Raw genomic sequence first — 2,897 nt, 5'->3', positions numbered from 1 at the left:
GGGCGGGCTGTCTTCCGTGCGAGGCGGCTCGGTCAGGGCGGGTCCGGTCCCCAGCGGGCGGCGGTCGGTCATCGCCCGATTCTCGCCGCGCCGCGGGTTCTTCTTCACCGCCCCGGCCCAAGGCGTGCGCGCCGGCGGGGCCGCGCGCCGTCACGGACGCAGCAGCGCCCGTGGTGACAGATGGGCGTCAACGGCGGGTGAGGGTGAGCCCTACGGCGGTGAGTAGGACCGCCGCGACGCCTGCCGCGACCGTGAGGGGCTGCTGGGCAGGCGCGTGCCTGAGAGCGAGGCGAAGCCCCCTGGATCCGCTGGCTGCGGTCGGGGGCTTCGTGCGGTCACTGTTCGGCGTCGCGCGCTTCGGCGGGGGCGGCTCGGTCGTCGATGACGATGCGGACGGCGTCGGCTCCGTCGCCGCGGTGGGGCCTGGTGACGATCTCCTGCACGGTTTCGGTGAGCCGCTCGTGGAGGTGGGCGGCGATGGCGCGGGTGCCGGCGTCGGCGGCGGTGTGGCTGACGCGGTGGAGGCTGGTGAGGGCGGCGACAAGGCTGGGGCCGGAGACCTTGGCGAGGACGGTTCCGGCGGCGTCTTGGACTTCTGCCGGGAGGTGGAAGTGCTGGTCTGTTCCGGCGTGTTTGACGAGGAATTCCCAGGTGTCGCGGTGGGCGTGGAGGGTGGCGGCGGAGATGCCGGCGGCGGCGCGGAGGGTTTCGGTGTCTTGTTGTCCGGGCGGCTGTAGTGCTTCCGGCTCGGGTTCGGGCCGCGGCGTCGGCTCGGGTTCGGGTGCGGGTCGGAGTTCGGGCTGGGGTTCGGGTGTGCGGTGCGCGACGGGCGCGGGCGGGGCGCTTGCGGCTTGCGCCTTGACCTGGGTGTCGAGCTGGGTGATGGCGCCGCGGATGGCGACGAGTTCGTTGCCGATGCTGGCCAGTGGGCCGGTGACGATGTCGTTGGTGCGGGCGAGTCCGTCGCGGGCGACGGCCCGGATTTCAGCAAGGCCGCTGGTGATGGCGGCGGTGGTGTCCTGGCGGGTTTGCTCGATGACGCGATGCTGATCGCTGACCTGCTGCTTGATGGCGGCGAGGTCGGTGGTGAGCTCGCCGAGCTGCTTTATGATCCGCTGGAGCTGGGCCCTGTCTCCACTGCCGAAAGGCACGTTCCCCCCTTACGGTCACTAGCGACCTTGAAAGGGTGGGGTTGGGTCAACTCGTCGGCAAGGTGGCGATCTGGCCAGCGGCATAGACGATAACCGGCCCGCCCCGCCGGCGCCGCTGACGGTGACCTGCGGCTGGACGGAGCCAGCAGGATGGGCCCCCTTCGGAGTAGTGCGACGCGGGCTCGTTCGTGTGCCTGCATTGACGCTGCGACCTGCGCTTCTGTCTGTGGTCTTGCGGGTACCTACTGTGTGGGCTTCACTCGGTCGGATGCTGTTCCTGCGGGGTGCCCGGCTGGATGTCAGTCGCTGCTGCTTGACTGGCGGCCAGCAACGGACTGGGGGTTCGCTATGACGACGGTGATCCATAAGACGCCGCAGCAGTTACGCGAGCAGAGGGCCAGGCTGCTCGCCGAAGTCGGCATGTCCTACGAGCAGCTGCGTGATCGGGCCGAGGTGTACAGCTTGTCGATGGATGAGCTGGACGTGTGGCACACGATCGAGGGGATCGACTACCTTCTCGACGGTGACTGCCGAGGGGATGTCGCAGCTCGACAAGCTGGCGACCGAGTTCGCGGATGACCTGACTTCCTTAACGCGGGGGGTCCTTGGGGAGGGCACCCCGCGTTTCGCTGCCCTGAACATGGGAGCGCGTGTCCGGGTTTCGCCGATATCGGTGGACGAGAAGGAGCTACGCATCCCGGTCTCGATCAACGATGAGCCCGTCCTGAGCTTACGGGCCCGCTACTTTTGCTGCTGGGACGGCAGCAGCACGTTCCTTGCCACGGACCAGGCGGACATTCACCTGCACTATGCGGGGATCCCCGACCCATTGATCCGCTTCGAGTACGTGCGGAGCAGCAAGGAGCCGCCAGGGGCGCACATTCAGGTCCATGCGCATCGGGACGAGATGGCGTATCTGCTGCGCCTGGCTGATGCCGGCAGGCCCCGGCAGGGTTTCAAGCGGCGGAGGCTGCCGCGCCTATCGGAGATGCATCTGCCGGTTGGCGGGCATCGGATGCGGCCGGCGCTTGAGGACGTGCTGCTGTTCATGAAGCGGGAGTTCGCGATCACGACCGTGCCGGGGTGGCGAGCAGTGATCGATGAGCGGCTGCGGAACTGGCGGGAGATCCAGCTGATGTCGGCGGTTCGTGACGCGCCTGAGGCCGCGGCGGAAGCATTGAGGGCGCTGGGATACACGGTGGAATCGCCGTCTGTGGTCCGGCCGCGGGCGCCAGCCGAGGACGCCAAGCTGTACTGGCCATAGGCGCTTGCTGGCGTGCGCACACCGCAACGCCCCACCACCTCGGATTGAGGGGCGGGGCCGCTGTGGCCGGGGCCTTCCCCCTGAGCGTGGACACCTTGGACACTGGACCTTGAGGGTCCAGGGGAAGAGATGTCACGCATGGTGATGAAGGTGTATTCGGCGGAGTTCAGGGCGGACGCTGTCGCGCTGTACCTGTCGGACCCGAAGAACACGTTCGAGGGCGTCGGCAAGGATCTGGGGATCAGCCGGGAGACGCTGCGAAACTGGGTGCGGGCCGAGCGGGCCCGCAAGGGCCACGCGGCGGGCATCAGCGGCTCACCGCAGGCGGCACAGGCCGGCGAGGTAGCCTCCGACGATGTGCTGAAAGAAGAGAACAAGCAGCTCAGGGCCCGGATCAGGGAGCTGGAAACCGAACGGGAGATCCTGCGGAGGGCCGCGAAGTATTTCGCCGGCGAGACCAGCTGGTGAGGAGCCGTAATTTA

Annotated in this window: 3 protein-coding genes and 1 pseudogene; 3 read left to right on the top strand and 1 reads right to left on the bottom strand. The window is 68.3% G+C overall.

Annotated features, from left to right (window positions below; translation table 11 throughout):
• Positions 1–335 precede the first annotated feature (335 nt).
• A complete protein-coding gene (locus AOK11_RS30270; protein ID WP_055596890.1) occupies positions 336–1,151 on the bottom strand; it encodes a hypothetical protein in 816 nt (271 codons plus the stop codon).
• Between the two features lie 348 nt (positions 1,152–1,499).
• Here AOK11_RS30270 and AOK11_RS30265 point away from each other — a divergent pair, with 348 nt between their 5' ends.
• The 3 genes and pseudogenes from AOK11_RS30265 to AOK11_RS30255 form a co-directional block, all read left to right on the top strand.
• On the top strand, positions 1,500–1,730 hold the full coding sequence (locus AOK11_RS30265) for a hypothetical protein (protein WP_055596889.1): 231 nt from the start codon (positions 1,500–1,502) through the stop codon (positions 1,728–1,730).
• Positions 1,675–2,415 (top strand): hypothetical protein, encoded by a 741-nt coding sequence (locus AOK11_RS30260; protein WP_055596888.1) that lies wholly within the window; start codon positions 1,675–1,677, stop codon positions 2,413–2,415. Before AOK11_RS30265 ends, AOK11_RS30260 begins: the two co-directional genes overlap by 56 nt.
• 138 nt (positions 2,416–2,553) lie before the next feature.
• Positions 2,554–2,868: pseudogene (locus tag AOK11_RS30255) on the top strand (transposase); the annotation flags it as partial.
• Positions 2,869–2,897: the final 29 nt, after the last annotated feature.

Origin of the sequence: Streptomyces hirsutus (assembly GCF_001418415.1) — a bacterium.
Lineage (GTDB): Bacteria > Actinomycetota > Actinomycetes > Streptomycetales > Streptomycetaceae > Streptomyces > Streptomyces hirsutus.
The sequence above is the reverse complement of the archived record's forward strand: the minus strand, read 5'-3'. Positions and strand labels throughout refer to the sequence as shown.

Coding starts and splice junctions, on each gene's coding strand:
- AOK11_RS30265 (WP_055596889.1), top strand. CDS start 1,500: ATGACGACGGTGATCCATAAGACGCCGCAGCAGTTACGCGAGCAGAGG.